The following is a 22,068-nucleotide window of genomic DNA, read 5'->3' as shown; positions in this document are numbered from 1 at the left end:
CAAAAAATTGGAATGGGCCTATGCCCATGTGAAAACGGGAGGGATACGATGAGAATAGATAAGGTGCTTTCCAACCTTGGATACGGGAGCCGGAAAGAGGTGAAGAAGCTTTTAAAAGATGGTGCTGTTATAGTGAATGGTGAATTCATTAAGGATGCCAAACAGCATGTGAATCCTAAAAAGGACTTGATTACTTTCAATGGAGAGGAGATTCAATATCGCGAGTTTATCTATTTGATGATGAATAAGCCGCCTGGCGTCATTTCCGCTACGGAAGACAGCCATGAGGAGACGGTCATCGACCTGCTTGAAGCGGAGGATTTGGTGTTTGAGCCTTTTCCGGTCGGTAGGCTTGACAAGGATACGGAAGGACTTTTATTACTCACGAATGATGGACAACTGTCCCATCGGCTGTTATCACCGAAACAGCATGTGCCAAAAACGTATTTTGCGGTGATTGAGGGAGAAGTGACGGAACAGGATATAGTGTCCTTCAAGCAGGGAGTCACTCTTGATGACGGGTATAAGACGAAACCTGGAGAGCTTGTCATCGTAAAATCAGGCTTGACTTCGGACATCGAACTGACGATCACTGAAGGGAAGTTTCATCAGGTGAAGCGAATGTTCCTTGCGGTAGGGAAGAGGGTCGTTTACTTGAAGAGAATCTCGATGGGCCCACTGCAGCTGGATGAAACGCTTGAGCTAGGAGAGTACAGAGAGCTGACAGACGAAGAAATCGACCTGCTGCAAAACTTATGAAAGATAAAAAATCGCCTTGGAACTCCCTCGGCGATTTTTGTGTATTCAATTGTTTGGTATACGTTTCGTTATGTTCCTAAGACGACATTTTCACTTTTTTTTGGGTCGTTGTCCATTTACCTCTGCTCGGACTTTTTACTAAGTCGTTATAAGCCAGGACATTCAAATCCCTCTGGATGGTTCGAGGAGTAATTCCGAATTCCTCTACAAGATCTTGAGTTGTGACAGTTCCATTCTGACATATATACATGTAGATGGATTTGATGCGGTTTATCATCCGGTTAGTCGAAGGTTTCAAACAACCACTCCCTATCCTTTTTTAAACCCTTTGTCATATTCCTGCAACCGACATTGATTGATGACGAATCCTCAAGTATGTAGTTTCTTCTATACAGACAGCTCCTTTTGCGTCCATTTTAAAAAGGAAGTTATATGATGTCCTACCTTTTTTGACTATTTTACACTTTACCAACTCAAAATTCCAGATTATTCACGGTTTTTTATGAAAATTTAACAATTCGCTTGCTTCCGTCCCCTTTCTTTACAATATAGATACTTTACGATATGTTGTGAAACACCGTAAATATGATTGTTATTAGAAAATTTAAATAGCAATAGGCTGTCCACTGTTTACGGATCGAGCTAAAAAGGAGTAAAATAATATTCAAGTTTTCAAATGGGATTTGCGGTACTAAATACATCTTGATGTTCCCGATCCTATAAAGCTACATATAACGCTTAATTGGAGGTATTCACCTTGACTTCGATCAACTGGATGGAAGAAGTAAAAAAAAGAGAATCGGACTTGATCAAAGATGCTCAGCAGCTCTTGAGAATCAAGAGTGTTCTCGATGATGAAAACAGCACCTTGGACGCGCCGCTAGGGGAAGGGGTAAAGAAAGCATTAGAATTTATGCTTCAATTAGGAGAACAGGATGGCTTCACTGCGAAAAACGTTGGAAATCTTGCCGGACACCTGGAATTCGGCCAGGGAGAAGAAATCGTCGGTGTTCTCTGCCATGTCGATGTCGTGCCAGAAGGGGATGGCTGGTCAAGCGACCCGTATGGCGCTGACATTCGCGACGGAAAACTCTATGCTCGAGGAGCAATTGATGACAAAGGTCCAACCATGGCCGCATATTATGCGATGAAAATTGTCAAAGAATCAGGCTTGCCCGTTAATAAACGTGTCAGGATGATCATTGGCACGGATGAGGAAAGTGAATGGCGCTGTGTCGACCATTATTTTGAACAGGAAGAAATGCCTGCGATCGGTTTTGCGCCGGACGCTGATTTTCCAATCATTTTTGCCGAAAAAGGAATTGCTGATTATGATTTAGTATACAAACCAGCTGTTATCGAAAAAGAAGGCTTTGATTCCGAAGTAATCGAATTTTCATCCGGTCGCCGATATAATATGGTGCCGGATTACGCAAAAGCGGAGCTTGCCGTTTTGCAGGGCCAGACAGATATTGTTCAGCGCTTTGACGAATTCAAACGGAAAAAGGAACTAGCAGGAAAGGTGACCGTCGAGAGTGGCAAGCTTGTCCTTGAACTGGAAGGAGTTTCTGCCCATGGCATGGAACCGGACAATGGAAAAAATGCAGGACTTTTAATGGCCGACTTCCTTTCTGAATTAAATCTTGATGGAAATAGTGAAAAATTCTTCCGATTTACCGCCAACAACTTGGGAAAGGATTCTCGGGGCAAGGAGCTGGGCATTGCTTTTTCCGATGATATCACTGGAGACTTGACCATCAATGTCGGGAAACTATCGTATTCCCGCGAGACTGGCGGCCGTGCAGGATTGAATATGCGTTATCCGGTTACGACGGATCTGGAAAAGACCAAAAAAATTCTGTATCAGCTTATAGAAACGGAAGGGTTGACGATCGAGAATTTCTCGAATTCTCACCCGCATCATGTTGATGAAAATAATTTCCTTGTCCAAACGTTGAAAAAAGTTTATGAAGAACAGGTTGGCGAAAAGGCAGAACTGCTCTCCATTGGCGGCGGTACTTATGCAAGGTCACTCGAATCTGGGGTGGCATTTGGCCCGCTGTTCCCTGGCAGACCCGATATCGCACACCAGAAGGATGAATATATAATCATCGAAGATCTTTTGCGAGCAACGGCGATCTACGCTCAGGCTATTTATGAATTGGCAAAATAGAGATTTTCGTAAACCAAGGAGGGGAAGAAAATGGAATATGTAATGGTTGATGGTAGGACGCTGGACAGGTCAGCAGCGAAGGTGGACATAGAGGATAGGGGTTACCAGTTTGGTGATGGCGTATACGAGGTCATCCGCGTGTACAACGGGAAAATGTTCACCGGGATGGAGCACCTAAAGCGGCTCAAGGAGAGTGCCGAAAAGATCCAGATGAAGCTACCGTACAGTCCTGAAGAACTTTTAGCCAGAATGGAAGAACTCATTTTGAAAAACGAAGTGGATACCGGAACGGTATATATGCAGTTTACAAGGGGAATTTCTCCCCGAAATCATGTTTTTCCGGGAGAAAATGTCGCGACTACTTTTGTTGCTTATACGCGCAAAGTACCTCGCTCTGTGGAACCGATGGAAAAAGGGGTATGTGCCATCCTTGATGAGGATATTCGCTGGCTCCGCTGTGACATTAAAAGCCTGAACTTATTAGGAAACCTGCTCTCCAAACAAAGAGCGGCAGAAGCAAACTGCTTCGAGGCCATTCTCCATCGCGGAGAAACGGTTACGGAAGGCAGCCATTCCAATATATCAATTGTCAAAGATGGGGTGATCATTACCCACCAGGCAGACAACCATATTCTGAATGGAATCACAAGACAAAAGATGTTGGAAATCTGTCGAAATGAGAGCATTCCATTTGAGGAGCGAGCATTTTCGCTGGATGAATTATCCTCAGCCGATGAAGTTTTCTCATCTGGTACAACCGTCGAAGTCATGCCAGTTGTCGAGGTCGCTGGAAGACCAGTCGGAAACGGGCGGCCAGGTTCGGTTACGAGGCAGCTCCAAGCTCTTTTCAAAGCAGAAATTGAACGACAATGCGGACAAATCTGACTATGAACCTGCAGCAGTAAAGCTGCAGGTTCTTTTTCTAGATCAGCAATCGCTTGCTTTGTTTTTTCTTGACAGGAATGGGTATCATAAAAATATTTAAAAAAACAGGACTGCTTTTGTTTCCGTATAAGAAAGCTTGTCAGGACTTTTCTTATTTGGAAAACCGAACAGGGGGGAATAAAAATGAAATTCACACCTGAACAGCATATCGAATTACATGGATTCAATAATCTTACGAAATCATTAAGTTTTAATATGTTTGATATCTGTTATACGAAAACGAAGGAAGAGCGGGAAGCGTATATTGAATATATAGATGAACAGTATAGTGCAGAACGGCTTACCAAAATACTCACCCATGTGGCAGATATCATTGGAGCGCATGTCCTTAATGTCGCAAAGCAAGATTACGTGCCCCAGGGTGCCAGTGTGACGATCCTCGTATCCGAAGGTCCGGTTGTGGAGATTCCGAATGGAGCGTATGATGAATCGCCCGGACCATTGCCAGACAATGTGGTATTGCAGCTAGATAAAAGCCATATTACTGTTCATACTTACCCGGAGTTCCATCCTGATGAAGGGATCAGTACGTTCCGGGCGGATATTGATGTCTCCACTTGTGGGGAGATTACGCCGTTAAAAGCGCTTAATTATCTCATCCATTCCTTTGAAACCGATGTAATGACGATTGATTATAAAGTAAGAGGCTTCACTAGGGATAAGGAAGGGAACAAGCTGTTCATCGACCATGACATAAGCTCGATTCAAAACTATATTCCGGAAAATGTAAAAGATCAATTCGATATGGTTGATATCAATGTTTATCAAGAAAATATTTTTCATACTAAATGCAAGCTAAGAGAATTTGATCTTGATAATTATCTTTTCGGCTATACGAAAGATTCATTGTCCCCCGAAGAACGGGAAGAAATCTCTGAAAGGATTCAAGCCGAGATGGAAGAAATCGTTTCCGGAGTGACACTTCACTCTGGGACCATTTTTGAAGAGGACGACGAAGAGTTGGACAACTAGCGGGATGGTATAGAAATCCGGCATGGAAGAAAGGTCGATAGACAAGAGATTTTAAAATAAGAAAAGACTCGCTATTGCTAACGAGTCTTAACGGTTAATTTTCAAACCGGAATAAATCGCTGGAAAGATATCTTTCTCCGGTATCACAAGCAATGCAAATGACGACTTCATCTGGTTTTAACTGCTTTGCAACATCGATGGCTGCGAAGCACGCAGCGCCTGAGGATGGGCCGACAAGGATGCCTTCCTCCTTGGCGAGCCTTCTTGCAGTTTCGTAGGCGTCCTCATCTTCAATTTTATGGATTTTTTCGTACACATCCTGATTGAGGATTTTGGGAATAAAGCCTGGACTTGTGCCAACCAGTTTATGCTTTCCGGGTTTGCCTCCTGACAGGACAGGCGACCCAGCTGGTTCGACGACGTGTACGCTCATGTTCCGAAATGCTTCTTTTAATGCTTCGCCCGTTCCGGTGATCGTTCCTCCGGTTCCTGCTGTAGCTACAAACGCGCTCAACGGTTTTTTCAGTACTTTCATTGCTTCGATGATTTCCTTTGCGGTTGATTTCCGGTGGGCATCAGGATTTGCGGCATTTTCAAATTGCATTGGCATATAGCTGTCGGGTATTTCCTTTCGTAATTCTTCTGCTTTTTTGATTGCACCCGGCATCTTTTCGTCTCCCGGTGTGAGCACGACTTTAGCCCCGTAGGCTTTTAACAGGTTGATTCTTTCCATTGTCATCGTATCAGGCATGACGAGGATGGCTTTATAGCCTCTTGCCGCTGCGTTCATCGCCAGTCCGATTCCTGTATTGCCGCTTGTTGGCTCAATGATCGTTGAGCCGGGCTTCAGCTTTCCTTCCTTTTCAGCTGCCTCGATCATGTTGAAGGCAGCTCTGTCTTTGACGCTCTTGCTCGGATTGAAGTATTCAAGCTTCAAGTAAACCGATGCCCCGCCCTCAGGTGCCAGGCGGTTTAATTTTACTAACGGTGTTTCACCGATTAATGCAGTAATAGTAGGAACGACTCTCATTGGGTATCCTCCTTTAATATGTTCGATTGTTTCTAAGGGAAGCAATCGAAAAGATAATCCTATCTTCTCTTTATCATATAAAAAAATACTATTCCGATCAACTTGTATGGAATAAAAGTTCTGAAGGAATATCTGCCAATTTCACATGCCATTTGCTACAATAAGACGAGAAAGGATGTTGATCACAATTGGACCAGCATGCTCATTTTTTCTATGCGCTCGAGCTTCCTGGAGAGGCGAAAGCAGAGATCCAGAGCAGAATCGAACACTTGAAAAAAGAATTCCCATTTCAATCTTGGGTTCATCCTCAGGATCTACATATTACACTGGCGTTTCTCGGAAATGCTCCTAATGAGAAGATCGAAGCTGCCAATGAACGAGTGGAAGCATCAATAAAGCTGCAAACTTCCTTTGAATTGATAGTCGACCGCTTGGACATTTTTGGCCGCAACGATGCGCCTCGAGTGTTTTGGGCGGGGCTTAAAGACTCACGTACGTTGACAGAAGTCAGGCAGGATGTGTTTGCAGCTTGCCTTGCTGCAGGATTCCATCTTGAAAAACGTCCCTTCAGTCCGCATATTACCATCGCGAGAAAATGGCTGGGGGAAGCCCCTTTTTCTAAGGCAGCACTCGGGGCAGTGAGTCCTTTTAAAAAGGACCCAATTTCCTTTCAGGCTGGAAGGGTTGTTTTGTACAAGACCCATTTGGGGAAAAGCCCTAAGTATGAACCGATCGAACAATTCCCGCTTGCTCCCAATGAATAAGGCTAAGGGAAGCAGGAACGAAGGCAGGTCAATCAATGGCACAATTAATCAAACTTCAAGATTATGTATCGCGCTATGCTCAAGATATTTATCTATATCCTTCGAGGTATGTCCGGCTGAAAAAAAGGCAGTGGGAAGGATGGAAGGAGAAGTGGGAACACGGATCGGACCAGCCAATCGATTTTATGAAGGAATCCTCTCCACCACTACCTGAGTCCTTTCTTGAAAAAATCAAGAGTAGAATTCGGCTGCATGGATCAGGAGTAGAAGCGGAAATGATCCCAGAAGGCCAGCGACACAGCGAAGAACAGGACATTCTGTTCGGTGCCGGTGCATTCGATTCTCTCCACAGCATCCACACGGAAGAGGGACTAAAGCAGCATTTCCTTGATAATTTGCTGCCGTTCCAGCTAAAATGGGCGAGTTCCACATTGACGGAGAGATCCTTTCTTGCAAAAGACTTTTTGCATGACCCGACCCTGAAGTTTTTGCTTCAGCGTTTTCCTGATACCTTCCTCGTTTTATATAAACCTATCTTTTTACTGAAAAAAGCGCCGGTCGAAGCGGAACTGGTCCTGATCACTCCCGTCGCCGCGATGTGTATTTCTTTTATGGAAGCAGAGGAGGATGCTGCTTTTATCGGCTCAAAGGACCGATTCTGGATCAAAAAAACAAGAAATACGGAAGCCAAAATCCTTAATCCACTGATTCCCTTGAACAGGACAGAAAAAATTGTCAAAGCTCTTTTTGATTTATACGAAGTGAATCTGCCAGTGCAAAAATTGCTGCTGTCGCGAAATGGCTACTTCGATTATCCGTTGCCGCCGTACGGAGTTCAGTTCATTGATAAACGGGATTTTGCGGACTGGTTTATCGGTCAGCGAGGAATGAAATCACCATTAAAGCATATCCAATTAAAAGCAGCTCAGGTGCTGCTGCAATTTTGCCAGACGACATCGGTCAGGAGACTTGAATGGGAGAATCAGCCAGGAGATGGTGAATAAGGAAGCCTACAAGAATCGCATTAGGGATCCTGTCAGAACGAACAATCAAGCAGCTCGAGGAGTGAAAACGAAATGATTGCCATTGAAAGGGAGTTTTATGCCTATCTTGATCAAGTAGACTTGATAACAGTTTTGCTGCCTTATTCTTATTTTTATGGTGAATCCAAAGAATTCCGGCTCAAAGGAGAGGGCATTGATTTGCCTTTGGAAATCCAGGAAACGATAAACCTTGAGGAAATGGTGAAATATAGTTGCCGGGCCAGTATCCAGCCGGATATCGGCAAGCCATATGAAATAGTAACGGATCATGGTGGGAAAACAGATCTGCAAATCGGAGCAGTCATCCGTACAGAGGAATTTGACCGATGCTTTTTTTACGAGGGAATGGATCTTGGGGTCAGCTATACACCTGAAAAAAGCACGTTCAAGCTCTGGGCTCCTACTGCCGGGAAAGTCAGGTTGAAGCTGCTTACGGATGATCAGCAACATCCCGAATTCATCCATATGAGAAGGGCAGATAAAGGCGTGTGGAGTATTACTGTTGAACGAGACCTAGAGCTTTATCGCTATTCCTTCCTAGTGTGTGTCAATCTTGAATGGCGAGAGGCGGTTGATCCATATGCAACCGCAGCAACGGTGAATGGCGAATATGGAGTGGTGATCGATCGCGCCAAAGCTAGCGTAGCAATAACCAGTTGCCCACCTATGAGGAGTCCGGTTGATGCGATCATTTATGAAGCCCATATCAGGGATTTGACTATGCATCCGAACAGTGGTGCTTCGAAAAAAGGAACCTATCTGGGCGCTGCGGAGATGAATACCGCGACTCCAAAAGGGGAGAGTACCGGCCTTTCTTATATACAGCAGCTAGGTGTCACCCATATTGAGTTTCTTCCTTTTCATGATTTTGAAGGGATAGACGAACGGGCCCCTTTACGTTCTTATAACTGGGGGTATAATCCTGTCCATTATAATGTGCCAGATGGCAGCTATGCGACAGATCCAGAAGATCCATACAATCGGATCACCGAGCTGAAGCAGCTGATTTCTGCGATCCATAAAATGGGTATGGGTGTCATCATGGATGTTGTTTTTAATCATGTCTATATTCGGGAAGATTCCTCTTTTGAAAAAATCGTCCCCGGTTATTTTTTTCGGCATGATCAAAATGGTCTTCCTTCCAACGGGACCGGAGTCGGGAACGATATCGCCTCTGAAAGGCTGATGGGGAGAAAATACATCGTTGATTCTGTCCTGTACTGGCTTAAGGAGTATCAGGTAGACGGTTTTCGCTTTGACTTGATGGGAATCCTTGATGTGGAGACGATGACTGCCGTCAGAAAGGCAGTGGACGATGCAAGGCCTGATGTTTTGATCATTGGCGAGGGGTGGGATTTGAATACTCCGCTGCCGGATGACCGGAAAGCCAATATTGCCAACCAGGCAAAGCTGCCAAAAATTGGTCAGTTTAATGACTGGTTTCGGGATTCCATCAAGGGCAGTACTTTTAATATTTATGATAAAGGGTATGCCTTGGGCAATGAGCGGTATTTGGAAGCCGCAAAACAGGTACTGGCAGGCAGCATTGGAATGGGCAAGTGGAAGAGCTTATTCCTCCAGCCGACTCAGTCGGTGAACTACATTGAGTCACATGATAACCATACGTTATGGGATAAGCTGAAAATAGCCAATCCTGAGGAAGAAGAAGCGATTTTAAAAAGGCAGCACAAGCTGGCAACATCGATGGTTTTGCTGGCGCAGGGCATTCCATTTTTACACAGCGGCCAAGAATTTTTCCGGACAAAGAAGGGGGTTGCCAACAGTTATGGATCTCCTGATGACATCAACTGGCTGGATTGGGACCTTCGGGATCATAACCTGAATCATGTTAGCTACATCAAGGGAATGATCGAGATTCGAACAGCGAACGAAGCTTTCAGAATGGATGACAGTGAAGAAGTCCGCCGGCGATTAACGTTTTTGCCACTTCAGACTCCGTTGATCGGATTTGAATTGCAGGCAGAAGCAGGCTGGGATAAAATCGTCGTGCTGTTCAACCCTTCCTTGGACCAGCAGACAGCAGAACTGCCGGAACAGGCAAAATGGATGGTTCTTGCTGACCATCAAAATGCCTCGGCACAGCCATCTCGACAACTGGAAGGAAATAACGTTCTGCTCGAGCCGTGCTCTCTTTTCATAGCAGCAAAATAGATGGATAACTTTTTGCCAATGTTAAATTCGTGCCGTTGGGGTTGACGTACCGATCTGTCGAGGATAAAATTTATTAGATAAGCCATTTTGTGTATTTCAACTATTATTTAACAAAGTAGCAGGAGACGCTTGTAAAGCGAGTGAAGTCAAAAGCGCCAACTTCACTGTTCCAGTTTTCCGGGAGGAATGCGCTTTCTATTCAATTCAACAGCGAATTTAGATTTAGATTTTACAGAATCCATTTCCAGTTTTCAGCATAGGGGAAATTGTGATAAATGAAGGTGACTAACTTTGGAACATTTATTTGGACAGGATTGGGAGATTATTCCTGCTGGCGGCGCAACAGGTGCAGCCTTTTTTGCACAGCATGAGGAACAAAGGCTGTTTTTAAAACGAAATTCATCCCCTTTCCTTGCTGTACTCTCCGCAGAAGGAATCGTACCTAAGCTTGTTTGGACGAAAAGGTTAGAAAACGGAGATGTGATAACGGCGCAGCAATGGATGAACGGAAGTGAGCTGAAGCCCGGGGATATGAACAATGATCGAGTTGCCAGGCTGCTGAAGAAAATTCATGCTTCCGATCCGCTTCTTGGAATGCTGACAAGGCTGGGAAAAAGTCCGCTGAAACCCGAGATGTTCCTTCAAGCCTTACAGGAAGATTTAGATGAGGAATGGAGTAGGAATCCTGCAGTCAGTGATGCGTTGAAGTTTCTGACTGAATTTGTCGGCGATGTTGACTGCGCTGAAAAAGTAGTTTGTCATTGCGATGTCAATCATAACAACTGGCTGCTCACCGAAGACAACCAGTTGTATTTAATTGATTGGGACGGTGCGATGATCGCTGATCCTGCGATTGATCTTGGCCTCCTCCTCTATTCCTATATACCAGTAGAGGAATGGGAAGGTTGGCTGGAAAAGTATGGGATACACTTGACCGATAACCTTCGACTGCGCATGAAATGGTATGTTGTCGCTCAGTCATTAACATCGATTCAATGGCACAAAAATCAAAAGCGCATTCCTGAAATGGATAAATGGATTGAATTTTTAAAGTCCCTTTTTTAAGAATAGCTAGTTTGTGAACGGTCGTTGGTAATTATGAGAATGGACCGATATCATTCACCCATTGAGATAGCTGATTCCGATTCGCCTCAATATGCTGTTCCAGGTCGGATGCGTTAACGCCGTTTTGGCTGTACTGATAAACATCCTCGAGAATGGTTTTGATGGCACCGTCTACATTCGTGTTGACCATCAATGATTTGATTAATCGTTCCAACTGTTGATACTCGGCAACCGATCCGCAGCAATCCGTTTGCTGGTTGGTTAAAATATCCTTTAATAAATTTACCTGGTCATGGTGGCTTAATGGCACAATGATCACCCTTTCTTTTAAAAGGAATTCACATATAGATTGTGGATTCCTTTTTGCATTTATGCAGCCAACAGAAATTTCACCTTGAAAACAGCGTGGTTGCATGATATTGTTTGAAACGAATGAAAATAGTACAGAGGTGTCATGATGAGACTACGAAACAAGCCTTGGGCTAAAGATAAATTGAAGGAATACGCGGATTTTGTGATCCAAGAACCGGAGCAGCACCGGGGGAAATGGGGAGAGGTTTTTACAAAGGACCAGCCGCTCCACATCGAAATCGGTACCGGGAAAGGCCAATTCATCACAGGGATGGCCAAAGCCAATCCAGACATGAATTATATCGGCATTGAACTGCAGGAAAGCGTGATTGTCAGTGCGCTGGACAGGCTGATTGGAGAAAATTTGCCAAACTGCAAGCTGATGAACGTGAATGGTGCTGAGCTTGCGAAGTACTTTACCAGTGGGGACGTAAGCCGGATTTATTTGAATTTTTCTGACCCATGGCCAAAAACACGCCATGAAAAACGTAGACTTACGTTTGCATCATTCCTGAAAGTTTACGAATCCATCCTGGTGAAAAATGGTGAAATACACTTTAAGACAGATAATCAGGGTTTGTTTGAATACTCGCTTATAAGCTTTTCGCATTATGGCATGAAGTTGAATTACCTCAGCCTCGACCTCCATAATAGCGATTATGAAGGCAATATTATGACCGAATACGAAGAAAAATTTTCATTGCGAGGCAGCCGAATTTTTCGCTGTGAAGTGCAATTTCTGTCTAAATAGCGTGACGATCGAACCGGCGATTTTGCATCGACCGGTTTTTTTTACTGGAAAAAAAGCTTGATAATTTCCAGTTCGCCAATAAAATTTTATTTTCGCCAATAAAGTAGGGAAATCGCCAATAAAATTGTGAACTCCGCCAATAAAAAGAATTCCTATGAAAACATCCTAGTTAAAAATCAAAATAGAAGCTGAATTATTTAAAGATTTAAATTTCAGTGATACAATCATAAGAAAAAGGAGGTTGGGCAATGGAAAATCTGGAGCTTGAAACTGTTAAGCTAAGATGGATGAGTGGCGGGGAAACGCATCTGGATGGCGGTGCGATGTTCGGAGTCGTGCCGAAACCGCTTTGGACGAGGAAGTATGCAGTAAATGATAAAAATCAGATCAAGCTGAGGACAGATCCGATTCTCATTCAAGCGGAAGGAAAGAATTTTTTAGTGGAAAGCGGAATGGGAAATGGCAAACTAAACGAGAAGCAGAAACGGAATTATGGGGTAATGGAAGAATCAAACCTTAATGCCGAACTGGATCTGCTAGGATTGACTGTCGCTGACATCGACTATGTTTTGATGACACATATGCATTTTGATCATGCATGCGGATTAACGAAAGAAGTCAATGGGGAACTGGAATCTGTTTTCGTCAACGCGAAAATCATCACATCACAGATTGAGTGGGATGAAATGCGCAATCCGAATATCCGTTCCAGGAGTACATACTGGAAAGAAAATTGGCTTGGAATCGAACAGCAGGTTGAGACGTTTGAAAAAGAATGGAGTTTTGGGCCGCTCAAGATGATTCATACTGGAGGACACAGTGATGGACATTCCATTCTGATCGTGGAGGATGGAAATGCAACCGTGGTCCATATGGCTGATATCATGCCGACCCATGCCCACCAAAACCCGCTTTGGGTGATGGCATATGATGACTACCCGATGGATTCCATTTATGCAAAGCAGAAGTGGCTTGAATTTGGAATAAGCAGAAATGCATGGTTCACTTTTTACCATGATTCGGTGTACAGGGCCGTCCAATTCGACGAGGATGGAAAAATAAGGGACAGCATCTCGAGAGAAGAATAGACCTGCTGCGGCTGGTCTATTCTTCATTGCTTAATACAATGGGTAGGTGTGCAGGATGACTCCGGTTGAAGCATCTGCGATGAACTCATATTGTTCGACCTTTCCGTCAACATCTCTTGTAATCCCGCCTTTATACACCTGGTATTCGATTGGCGGAATGGAGTATGGTTCAATCGTCATATTGATCCATGAACCGCTGATGGGCCCGGATTTTTTAAAAGCGGCCTTTGCATCATTCAATACTTTATCTGCAGAGACTGTTTCTTTTTGCGAGGCCAGTTCCTTTACCGTGTATGCACATACAAGACCGGCACCAACGCCGAAGACAAAGGCTTTCCAGTTCATAGTCTTAGTACCTCCAAAGTTAGATAGGATAGCTTCATCATACCAAATCCATAAGCTGGAGCAAAGGATTAGCGATGATAATCATTGTTTGTCAGGAATAAGACTGGCAAGCAGAGGGAATGTTCTGTAAAATAGATGATATACATAATGGTTAGCAAACCTAAATTTTTTTTTGGAAAAGGAGCAAATTAATGAACGAGCAAACATTAAGTCTGTTTAAAACGTTGACAGAGTTGCCTGGAGCGCCGGGAAATGAACATGCTGTGCGCAAATTCATGCGTGAGCAGCTGGAACAGTATGCTGATGAATTGATCCAGGATAAATTGGGAAGTGTGTTCGGCGTGAAAAAGGGAAACCCGGATGGCCCGAAAATCATGGTTGCCGGCCATATGGATGAAGTCGGTTTCATGGTAACTTCAATCACGAAAAACGGGATGATCCGATTCCAGACGCTTGGCGGCTGGTGGAGCCAGGTCCTACTTGCTCAGCGCGTCCAGATCATTACGAACAACGGTCCAGTTACGGGTGTGGTTGGCTCGATCCCCCCTCATCTTTTGGATGAGTCCAAACGCAATAAACCGATGGAAATCAACAATATGCTGATTGATATCGGTGCAGATGATAAGGAAGATGCGATCAAGATTGGCATCAAACCAGGACAGCAAATCGTGCCGATCTGTCCGTTCACGCCAATGGCAAACGAAAAGAAGATTCTCGCGAAAGCCTGGGATAACCGCTATGGCTGCGGATTGGCTATCGAATTGCTAAGGGAAACAAAAGACATTCAGTTGCCAAACACATTGTACTCCGGCGCTACTGTCCAGGAGGAGGTCGGCTTACGAGGAGCTCAGACGGCTGCCAATATGATCGACCCGGACATTTTCTTTGCATTGGATGCAAGCCCGGCGAATGATATGTCAGGTGATAAAAATGAATTTGGCCAGCTTGGGAAGGGAACATTGCTAAGAATTCTCGACCGCTCGATGGTCACGCATCGGGGCATGAGGGAATTTGTTCTTGATATGGCAGAAACCCATGACATACCATACCAATACTTCGTTTCCCAAGGTGGAACGGATGCAGGAAGAGTCCACACTTCGAATCAGGGAATCCCTAGTGCGGTTATCGGAATCTGCTCACGGTACATCCACACAGCGGCATCCATGATCCATGTTGATGACTATGCGGCAGCGAAGGAACTGCTCGTAAAACTTGTCAAAGCAGCTGATAAAACAACCGTCGAAACCATCAAAAAGAATAGTTAATCAACTCAGATAGAACGGGCAGCTAATCACTGCCCTTTTTTGTGTCACATAGGGGTCACCTGGTTATTCTGTATTTGACAGAGACGTCATTCGGTGAATAACTGGACGAAGATAAGGAGGAAATATAGATGAAAGTGGCAGTAGGCTCAAAGAATCCGGTAAAAATCAGGGCGGCAAAGGCAGCTTTTATAGGGGCAGATTATGAGATTTTCGCCATTGATGCTGAATCGGGGGTTAGCGACCAGCCGATGTCAGATGAGGAAACCATCAAAGGGGCAGTTAACAGAGCCATTGCGGCTGCGGAAAAAGGAGAAGCGGAAATTGGCATTGGCCTTGAAGGTGGTGTCCAGCAAACTCCATATGGACTGCTGCTTTGCAATTGGGGGGCTCTGGCAGTGAATGGGAAGGAGCCGTTTATTGCTGGTGGCGCGAGAATTCCGCTTCCTGACGAAGTCGCCCGGCAATTGTTGGCTGGCTCCGAATTGGGTCCTGTGATGGATGAGTATGTAAAAAAACAGAACGTCCGTGAAAAGGAAGGGGCGATCGGGATTTTTACAAATGGCCAAATCAATCGCAGTGAAATGTTTACCCACGTCATGAAGCTGCTCGCCGGACAATTTGAATATGATAGGAATCAAACGAAACAGGAAAAACTATAAAGATTTATCGACAAATTTCTAAAAATAACTTAATTTCCAACAAAAAATGCTAAGGAAGCCTTGTCATCAATCAAACAGGCAAGGTATGATAGAAATGGAGTGGCAAAGTCCTTAGCTAGGGGGAAAAAAGTATGATAGAGTTCAGAAGGGCATTTGGGCTCGTTATAGTAGGATTATTTCTGCTGAGCGGTTGTTCTGCCCAGTTTTCAGAGCAAAAGGCTGAAATAAAAAAAGACGTTTTGACTACATTTGAAGCACAGCCTGAAAAAACGAATCATAGTACAAAAGATATAGATTTTTACTTGCCATCCAATTTTAAGGTGGAAGAGGAAAAGCCAAATAATATTCTATTTAAGAATGGGTCTAAAACGTATATTTTATTTTATAACCAACATGAAAAAGACGATAGTAAAGTGGTCTATGATTCCACTGCGAAGCAGCAGAAGGAATGGGATGCTAATGAGACATTCAGTGAAAATGGAAAATTTGGCTATATGATGGTCAAACAGCTGAAAGAAAATCAGTATCAAGTAATTGTCGGCATTGGCGGGGTCAAGCTTACTACAGAAACCGAAAATGTAAAAGAAGATGCAGAGACGATGATGTCCATCGCAAATTCCGTGAACGTCAAATAGCTCAATCTCGGCGCTGTCTGAAGCTAGTATAAGCTTAGGCAGCTTTTTTTATTGCTCTTCATAATCAGATTTGTTTCTTTTTTTAACATGCATGGGTACAATAGGAAAAGTAAACCTAGATTAAACAGGAGGAAACAAAATGAAAACTTTGGAGTCAATGGAACAATTTGAAACAATGAAAAACGAGGGAAAACATATATTTTTATTTACGGCAGTCTGGTGCCCAGACTGCCGCATGATTGAACCAGTCATGCCTGAAATTGAAAGCAAGTACAGCGACTATGAATTTGTTACTGTTGACCGCGATGATTTCATCGATTTATGCATTCAGCTGGATGTTTTTGGCATTCCAAGTTTTATCGCGTTTGATAACGGCAAAGAACTTGGGCGATTTGTCAGCAAGAACAGAAAAACACAGGCTGAAATCGAAAACTTTATTGAAGGCCTTGCTTAATCCTTTCCCCCACTTTTCCTGAGTTGGTGGGAAATTTTATGTTAGATTCAGAAACTCCTGAGGAAGGGGAGGGATACAAATGGACAGCAGAAAAATGCGTAATGAGCTTGAAAACCGTTTGCAGCGTTCGGACCGGACTATATCCTATGACCGGGAAATGGATCAGTTGAGGATTGAAAATAAAAACACGGGGCGCGGCATTACGATTTCCTTGTCCGGGATTGTCGCCAAGTGGCAGGATCAGAAAGAAAAGGCGATTGATGAAGTTGTCTATTATGTTTCCGAAGGCTTAAATGCGATGGAAAGTCAACTTGAGCTGTCTGGCAAGGAAAAAAACATCTTCCCTGTCATCCGTTCGACGTCCTTTCCATCGGAAGCGGAGGAGGGCACGCCCTTCCTGTACGATGATCATACAGCTGAAACAAGGATCTATTATGCTTTAGATTTAGGAACTACTTACAGGCTGATTGATTCAAAACTGCTGAAGAAAGAAGACTGGTCTGCGGAGCAAGTGCGCGAAACAGCCTTGTTCAATGTCCGTTCCCTTACCGTTAAGCTGAAGGAGGATCGTGTGGCGGACAACAGTTTTTATTTCCTCAATACAAATGATGGCTATGATGCGAGCAGAATTTTGAATACAAGCTTGTTGAATGAAATGAAGAAAAAAGCGAAGGGGACCATGGCTGTAGCCGTTCCCCACCAGGATGTGCTGATCATCGCTGATGTAGAAAATAATACCGGCTATGATATCCTCGCCGAGATGACCATGAGCTTTTTTGCAAGTGGAAGGGTACCGATCACTGCCTTAAGTTTTTTATATGAAGATGGAAAATTAGAACCAATTTTTATTTTGGGTAAAACAAAAAAATAAGATGCAGCAGAGGAAGTCCGATTATACGGGCTTTTTCTTTTTATTCATGTATGGTTTTGTGAATAACTGAGCCTAAAGTTGTTTTTCGGGGAAAATTCTTCTCGTTAAAAATGCTCATTCTTTCAATTTAACTCGAAAAATACTAAATTACTGTTAAAATAAAGAATGAAATGCGAAAGAAAGAGTGATTTAATGTGAGTTGGATAAAAAAAATTATGGCAATGTTTCAAAATGACGATGATGAAGTGAATGAAATGGAAAGGAATCAGAAAGTACCAAAATTGACCAAAGACGAACGCAACCATAAAAAAGATCTTGAGGCAAAGGTAGTATACCAATATCCGAAGGGACAGTTCCGGTTTCCGTTGATTCCTGATGAGAAGCTTACGGGCGAAAATCCGAGACATTCTCGGCAGGAATGGGTTGGCCGGATGGAAGAAATAAAGCCTTTTATCAATGAAAGGGGCCCATTCAAATATACGAGTGACAGCCTCCTCCGGCAGGAATCCACACAAAGACGGAACAAGGCAGAAGGAAATGAGGAAGCAGGAAAAGGGAAAGCGCCAGCGAATTCAGGCAAAAAAGACGAAGCTGCGTCCGCTTATTCATATGAACCAAAAAAAGTCAGCGGTCCGAAACGTACGCAACCATTCAAGCCAACCGAAATTCCATCGCCAATATACGCATTCAACAGGCCGCCAAAGAAAGAACAACATCAAAGAAGCCTGGAAGAAGTAGAATATGAAATGACCGAATTTGAAACAGTGCAGCAAGACAAAGGACCGAAACCTAGAAGAAGGGATAGAATCCAAGACAGCCTGATTCAGCAGGAACAGCTAAATCAGGCAGAAATGCTGACAGAAATTCCGCTCGAGAAACTAAATCAAGCTGAAATGCAGCGAGAAACTCCGCCGCTCGAGAAGCTAAATCAGGCGGAAATACAAGAAGAAACTCCGCACGAGAAGCCAATTCAAGCGGAAATACAAGAAGAAACTCCGCACGAGAAGCCAAATCAAGCGGAAATACTGGAAGAAGCTCTGTTCGAGAAGCCGATTCAAGCAGAAATGCAAACAGAACTTCCACTCGAGAAACCAAATCAAGCGGAAATGCAGGAAGAAACTCCGCACGAGAAGCCAAATCAGGTGGAAAAACAGGAAAATCTCTATGATGAGTCAACAAACCAATACATAGAGGAGGAGCTTGCACAAAATACAGCGCCGCCTCTCCAACAGAAAGGGGAAGAACCTAAAAGGCAGCTTCCTTTCAATGTTCTCATGCTTAAGCAGGATAAAAGGAAATGGGAAGAGCGCAAAACGTCAAATTATCCTTCGTTCATGACAGACGACAGAAAAGCTGATGCACAACAGCAGGCGAATGAAGAAAGAAAGGAAGTCCTTGAAAAAGCCGAACGAATCGCGGATGAGGGTTCTGAAGCCGAACTCGGAGTGGTTTATGATTTCCCGCCGCTAAATCTGTTGAATCCGCCTGTTTTCAAGGCTCCTGACCCGGAATGGATCGCAGAACAGGAAAATTTGCTAAATGAGACTTTAAAGAATTTCAATGTCGGCGCAAAAGTGGTCAACGTGACGCAAGGACCAGCTGTTACTCGATTTGAGGTACAGCCGGAACCTGGGGTGAAAGTCAATAAAATTACCAATCTGTCTGATGATATCAAACTTAGTCTTGCAGCCAAGGATATCCGGATAGAAGCGCCGATTCCTGGTAAGCACACAATCGGGATTGAAGTACCGAACCATTCGAGCAGGCCGGTATTGGTAAGCGAGATTTTACAGTCCTCAGCGTTTATGGATCTCGAATCTCCGCTATCGGTGGCTTTAGGTCTTGATATCGCAGGAAATCCTATTGTCACGGACCTGAAAAAAATGCCGCATGGGTTGATTGCCGGTGCAACCGGTTCAGGTAAGAGTGTCTGCATCAATACCATGCTGGTAAGCTTGCTTTATAAAGCGCATCCTGAGGAAGTGAAGCTGCTGCTGATAGATCCAAAAATGGTGGAATTGGCACCATATAACCGGATTCCCCACCTGGTCAGCCCAGTCATCACAGATGTAAAAGCAGCGACAGCCGCGCTCAAGTGGGCAGTGGAGGAGATGGAACGCCGTTATGAGTTGTTTGCACATACAGGTGTCCGTGATATTAGCAGATTTAATGAACTTGCCGATAAGCATCGCAAGTTTGCTGATAAGCTTCCGTATATCGTCATTGTCATCGATGAGCTAGCCGATTTGATGATGATGGCACCAGGGGATGTCGAAGAGGCGATTTGCCGGATTGCCCAAAAAGCTCGCGCTTGCGGGATTCACTTAATCATTGCGACACAGCGCCCATCCGTTGATGTCATTACAGGCTTAATTAAAGCGAATGTTCCTACAAGAATCGCGTTTTCTGTCTCTTCACAAGTGGACTCCAGAACGATCATTGATATCAGCGGAGCCGAAAAGCTTCTAGGCCGAGGAGATATGCTGTTTCTGGAAAACGGATCATCCAAACCATTCCGTTTGCAGGGCACATATGTAACGGATCAGGAAATTGATGATATCATTGCCTTTGTCAGGGAACAAAGGGATCCGGATTACTTGTTTGAACAGGATGAACTGCTAATTAAGGCTCAAGTGACGGAAGACGAAGATGAACTTTTTTATGAGGCCTGTGAATTTGTGATCGATCAAGGAGGAGCTTCTACTTCAAGTGTCCAGCGCCGTTTCAAAATCGGTTATAATCGCGCAGCGCGATTGATCGAGATGATGGAGCAGCAAGGGTTCATTTCTGAAGGCAAGGGAAGCAAGCCAAGGGATGTCCTGATTACGGCAACAGACCTTGATTCCCGTCAGGAATCTAGTACATCGAAATAATAAATGGTATGCTTTCATAGCATGTTCTTCATAATAAGAAAATAACTATCCCGAAGTTTCATACACACTCACAAAGGGAAAAAGTACATTTACCGATGATAAATCATCATTTTTTCATTAAAATTGGAACTGTGTTCAGCTAAAGAATGATGGTATAATGATGCAATACATGAGATCGGGTAGATTTGCTTCCGTAAGCTCACGTGGCAATTCTTAAGAAACAGGCCAAATGAGCAAAACAGGATATCTATCATATACTATGTTACATACAGACGTTGTTGGAGGTTCTTTATATGACTATTTACCATTTTGTAGGTATAAAGGGGTCTGGAATGAGTGCGTTAGCTCAAGTTCTCCATGATATGGATTATCAGGTGCAGGGCTCCGATTATGACAAGCACTTTTTTACCCAGGTAGCCCTAGAAAAATCCGGAATAAAGATCCTTCCTTTTCATAAGGAAAATATAAAGCCTGGGATGACCATTATTGCTGGAAATGCTTTTCCAGATACTCACGAAGAAATCCAGGAGGCAATGAAACTGGGACTTCCAATCATCCGATACCACCGGTTTCTTGGTGATTTCTTGCAAAATTTTACGAGCGTGGCAGTTACAGGGGCTCATGGCAAAACATCCACTACCGGCTTGCTTGCGCACGTGATGAAGGGTGCGAAACCAACGTCCTTCCTGATTGGTGATGGAACCGGAAAAGGTGACAAAGATGCTCAATACTTCGTTTTCGAAGCATGCGAGTATCGCCGCCATTTTCTTTCTTATTTTCCAGATTACGCGATCATGACGAATATTGATTTTGACCATCCGGATTACTTCGCCAATATCGAGGATGTTTTCTTGGCTTTCCAGGAGATGGCATGGCAAGTTAAAAAGGGTATTTTTGCATGTGGCGATGATGAACAGCTGCAAAAAATCCAGGCGAAGGTACCGGTTGTATTTTATGGTTTTGGAGACGAAAATGATTTCCAGGCCCGGAATATTATAAAATCGACAAGTGGGACTACCTTTGATGTTTTTGTGCGGAATACATTCTATGATACATTTTCGATTCCGACGTTTGGAGACCATAATGTGCTAAACTCACTTGGAGTAATTTCCTTGTGTCATTATGAAAATATTGATTCAAAGGTGATTCAGGAGCAGCTCGAAACATTTGAAGGAGTAAAAAGGAGATTCTCTGAAAAGAAAGTAGACGACCAAATCATCATTGATGATTATGCTCATCACCCAACCGAAATCACAGCGACAATCGATGCTGCAAAACAGAAGTATCCGGATCGGGAAATTGTTGCTGTTTTTCAGCCGCATACGTTTACAAGGACACAGGCGTTCCTGAATGAGTTTGCCGAAAGCCTGAACAAGGCAGATAAAGTGTATCTTTGCGAAATTTTTGGCTCAGCTCGTGAGATTCATGGGAAACTGTCCATTACAGATCTGAAACAGAAAATCGGCGGCGCTGAAATCATTACAGAAGATGATACAACCTTGCTGAAACAACATGGCAGCTCTGTTCTCCTGTTCATGGGTGCAGGCGATATTCAAAAATTTCAGGAAGCATATGAAAAACAATTGCAAACATAACGAATAACTTATTCTACTAAAAAGGATGCGGCCAATTTGGTCCGCATCCTTTTTAAATGATCGGATAGAGGGTAGAGGATTCACGAGTTTTCCTCTTGTATAGGTGATGATCTTCTCTGTCCAACTATGAAGGGCAACTTCCTGTTCTTAAAAGTAAATCACCCCGCTGGAATTTTATCGTGCAGAAAGATATGCTTAGGAGGAAGGAAAAGGGGCTGTCACTATGGAAATGTTAATGGACTAAGTGGTTTATGCCTA

The 22,068-nt window shown here is 43.8% G+C and carries 21 protein-coding genes; 17 read left to right on the top strand and 4 right to left on the bottom strand.

Going from position 1 to position 22,068, the window contains the following annotated elements; all coding sequences use genetic code 11:
- Window positions 1-48: 48 nt before the first annotated feature.
- The gene (locus J2S25_RS06100) at window positions 49-759 is read left to right on the top strand and encodes a pseudouridine synthase (protein WP_307191520.1); all 711 of its coding nucleotides are present in this window, start codon (window positions 49-51) and stop codon (window positions 757-759) included.
- A gap of 76 nt (window positions 760-835) precedes the next feature.
- Here the strand turns inward: J2S25_RS06100 and J2S25_RS06095 are convergent, their stop codons facing one another.
- On the bottom strand, window positions 836-1,057 hold the full coding sequence (locus J2S25_RS06095; RefSeq protein ID WP_023626930.1) for a DeoR family transcriptional regulator: 222 nt from the start codon (window positions 1,055-1,057) through the stop codon (window positions 836-838).
- 459 nt (window positions 1,058-1,516) lie between these two features.
- Here J2S25_RS06095 and pepV point away from each other — a divergent pair, with 459 nt between their 5' ends.
- From pepV to speD, 3 genes are all read left to right on the top strand, one after another.
- Window positions 1,517-2,932, top strand: coding sequence for a dipeptidase PepV (gene pepV, locus J2S25_RS06090; protein WP_307191519.1), 1,416 nt, complete (start codon window positions 1,517-1,519; stop codon window positions 2,930-2,932).
- Window positions 2,933-2,962: 30 nt separating this feature from the next.
- Window positions 2,963-3,817 carry a D-amino-acid transaminase gene (gene dat, locus J2S25_RS06085; RefSeq protein WP_307191518.1) on the top strand — a complete coding sequence of 285 codons (855 nt, stop codon included), beginning with the start codon at window positions 2,963-2,965 and terminating at the stop codon, window positions 3,815-3,817.
- A gap of 183 nt (window positions 3,818-4,000) precedes the next feature.
- On the top strand, window positions 4,001-4,849 hold the full coding sequence (speD, locus tag J2S25_RS06080) for an adenosylmethionine decarboxylase (protein WP_307191517.1): 849 nt from the start codon (window positions 4,001-4,003) through the stop codon (window positions 4,847-4,849).
- Window positions 4,850-4,943: 94 nt separating this feature from the next.
- Here the strand turns inward: speD and cysK are convergent, their stop codons facing one another.
- Complete coding sequence (gene cysK / locus J2S25_RS06075) at window positions 4,944-5,879, bottom strand: cysteine synthase A (protein ID WP_307191516.1); 936 nt, start codon at window positions 5,877-5,879, stop codon at window positions 4,944-4,946.
- Between the two features lie 188 nt (window positions 5,880-6,067).
- On the opposite strand from cysK, the gene thpR reads away from it, so the two are divergent.
- The 4 genes from thpR to J2S25_RS06055 all read left to right on the top strand — a co-directional run bounded on the left by thpR (window position 6,068) and on the right by J2S25_RS06055 (window position 10,923).
- Window positions 6,068-6,643: an RNA 2',3'-cyclic phosphodiesterase gene (thpR, locus tag J2S25_RS06070; protein ID WP_307191515.1), complete on the top strand. Its 576-nt coding sequence runs from the start codon at window positions 6,068-6,070 to the stop codon at window positions 6,641-6,643.
- Window positions 6,644-6,678: 35 nt separating this feature from the next.
- Window positions 6,679-7,647, top strand: coding sequence for an NERD domain-containing protein (locus J2S25_RS06065; protein ID WP_307191514.1), 969 nt, complete (start codon window positions 6,679-6,681; stop codon window positions 7,645-7,647).
- Between the two features lie 72 nt (window positions 7,648-7,719).
- On the top strand, window positions 7,720-9,858 hold the full coding sequence (gene pulA, locus J2S25_RS06060; RefSeq protein WP_307191513.1) for a type I pullulanase: 2,139 nt from the start codon (window positions 7,720-7,722) through the stop codon (window positions 9,856-9,858).
- A 291-nt stretch (window positions 9,859-10,149) separates the two neighbouring features.
- Entirely contained in the window at window positions 10,150-10,923 is a 774-nt protein-coding gene (locus J2S25_RS06055) for a phosphotransferase family protein (RefSeq protein ID WP_044392571.1), read from the top strand.
- 31 nt (window positions 10,924-10,954) lie between these two features.
- Here J2S25_RS06055 and J2S25_RS06050 read toward each other — a convergent pair whose 3' ends face one another.
- Window positions 10,955-11,233, bottom strand: coding sequence for a YtzH-like family protein (locus tag J2S25_RS06050; protein WP_044392568.1), 279 nt, complete (start codon window positions 11,231-11,233; stop codon window positions 10,955-10,957).
- Window positions 11,234-11,380: 147 nt separating this feature from the next.
- On the opposite strand from J2S25_RS06050, the gene trmB reads away from it, so the two are divergent.
- Window positions 11,381-12,025, top strand: a complete 645-nt coding sequence (gene trmB, locus J2S25_RS06045; protein ID WP_307191547.1) for a tRNA (guanosine(46)-N7)-methyltransferase TrmB — start codon at window positions 11,381-11,383, stop codon at window positions 12,023-12,025.
- Between the two features lie 248 nt (window positions 12,026-12,273).
- Entirely contained in the window at window positions 12,274-13,113 is an 840-nt protein-coding gene (locus tag J2S25_RS06040) for a YtnP family quorum-quenching lactonase (protein WP_307191512.1), read from the top strand.
- A gap of 30 nt (window positions 13,114-13,143) precedes the next feature.
- Here the strand turns inward: J2S25_RS06040 and J2S25_RS06035 are convergent, their stop codons facing one another.
- A complete protein-coding gene (locus J2S25_RS06035) occupies window positions 13,144-13,458 on the bottom strand; it encodes a PepSY domain-containing protein (RefSeq protein ID WP_307191511.1) in 315 nt (104 codons plus the stop codon).
- Between the two features lie 191 nt (window positions 13,459-13,649).
- Here J2S25_RS06035 and J2S25_RS06030 point away from each other — a divergent pair, with 191 nt between their 5' ends.
- From J2S25_RS06030 to murC, 7 genes are all read left to right on the top strand, one after another.
- Complete coding sequence (locus J2S25_RS06030; RefSeq protein WP_307191510.1) at window positions 13,650-14,723, top strand: M42 family metallopeptidase; 1,074 nt, start codon at window positions 13,650-13,652, stop codon at window positions 14,721-14,723.
- A gap of 128 nt (window positions 14,724-14,851) precedes the next feature.
- Window positions 14,852-15,382, top strand: coding sequence for a DUF84 family protein (locus J2S25_RS06025; RefSeq protein WP_307191509.1), 531 nt, complete (start codon window positions 14,852-14,854; stop codon window positions 15,380-15,382).
- A gap of 131 nt (window positions 15,383-15,513) precedes the next feature.
- On the top strand, window positions 15,514-16,017 hold the full coding sequence (locus J2S25_RS06020; RefSeq protein WP_044392554.1) for a hypothetical protein: 504 nt from the start codon (window positions 15,514-15,516) through the stop codon (window positions 16,015-16,017).
- 139 nt (window positions 16,018-16,156) lie between these two features.
- Window positions 16,157-16,471, top strand: a complete 315-nt coding sequence (locus J2S25_RS06015; RefSeq protein ID WP_044392552.1) for a thioredoxin family protein — start codon at window positions 16,157-16,159, stop codon at window positions 16,469-16,471.
- 79 nt (window positions 16,472-16,550) lie between these two features.
- Complete coding sequence (locus J2S25_RS06010; protein WP_044392550.1) at window positions 16,551-17,342, top strand: DUF1444 domain-containing protein; 792 nt, start codon at window positions 16,551-16,553, stop codon at window positions 17,340-17,342.
- 194 nt (window positions 17,343-17,536) lie between these two features.
- Window positions 17,537-20,215 carry a DNA translocase FtsK gene (locus J2S25_RS06005; RefSeq protein ID WP_307191508.1) on the top strand — a complete coding sequence of 893 codons (2,679 nt, stop codon included), beginning with the start codon at window positions 17,537-17,539 and terminating at the stop codon, window positions 20,213-20,215.
- A gap of 293 nt (window positions 20,216-20,508) precedes the next feature.
- Window positions 20,509-21,810 carry a UDP-N-acetylmuramate--L-alanine ligase gene (gene murC / locus J2S25_RS06000; protein ID WP_307191507.1) on the top strand — a complete coding sequence of 434 codons (1,302 nt, stop codon included), beginning with the start codon at window positions 20,509-20,511 and terminating at the stop codon, window positions 21,808-21,810.
- Window positions 21,811-22,068 lie beyond the last annotated feature (258 nt).

This window comes from Mesobacillus stamsii, from assembly GCF_030814065.1.
Taxonomy (GTDB): Bacteria; Bacillota; Bacilli; order Bacillales; family Cytobacillaceae; genus Mesobacillus; species Mesobacillus stamsii.
This window is presented reverse-complemented; position numbering and strand designations above follow the sequence as displayed.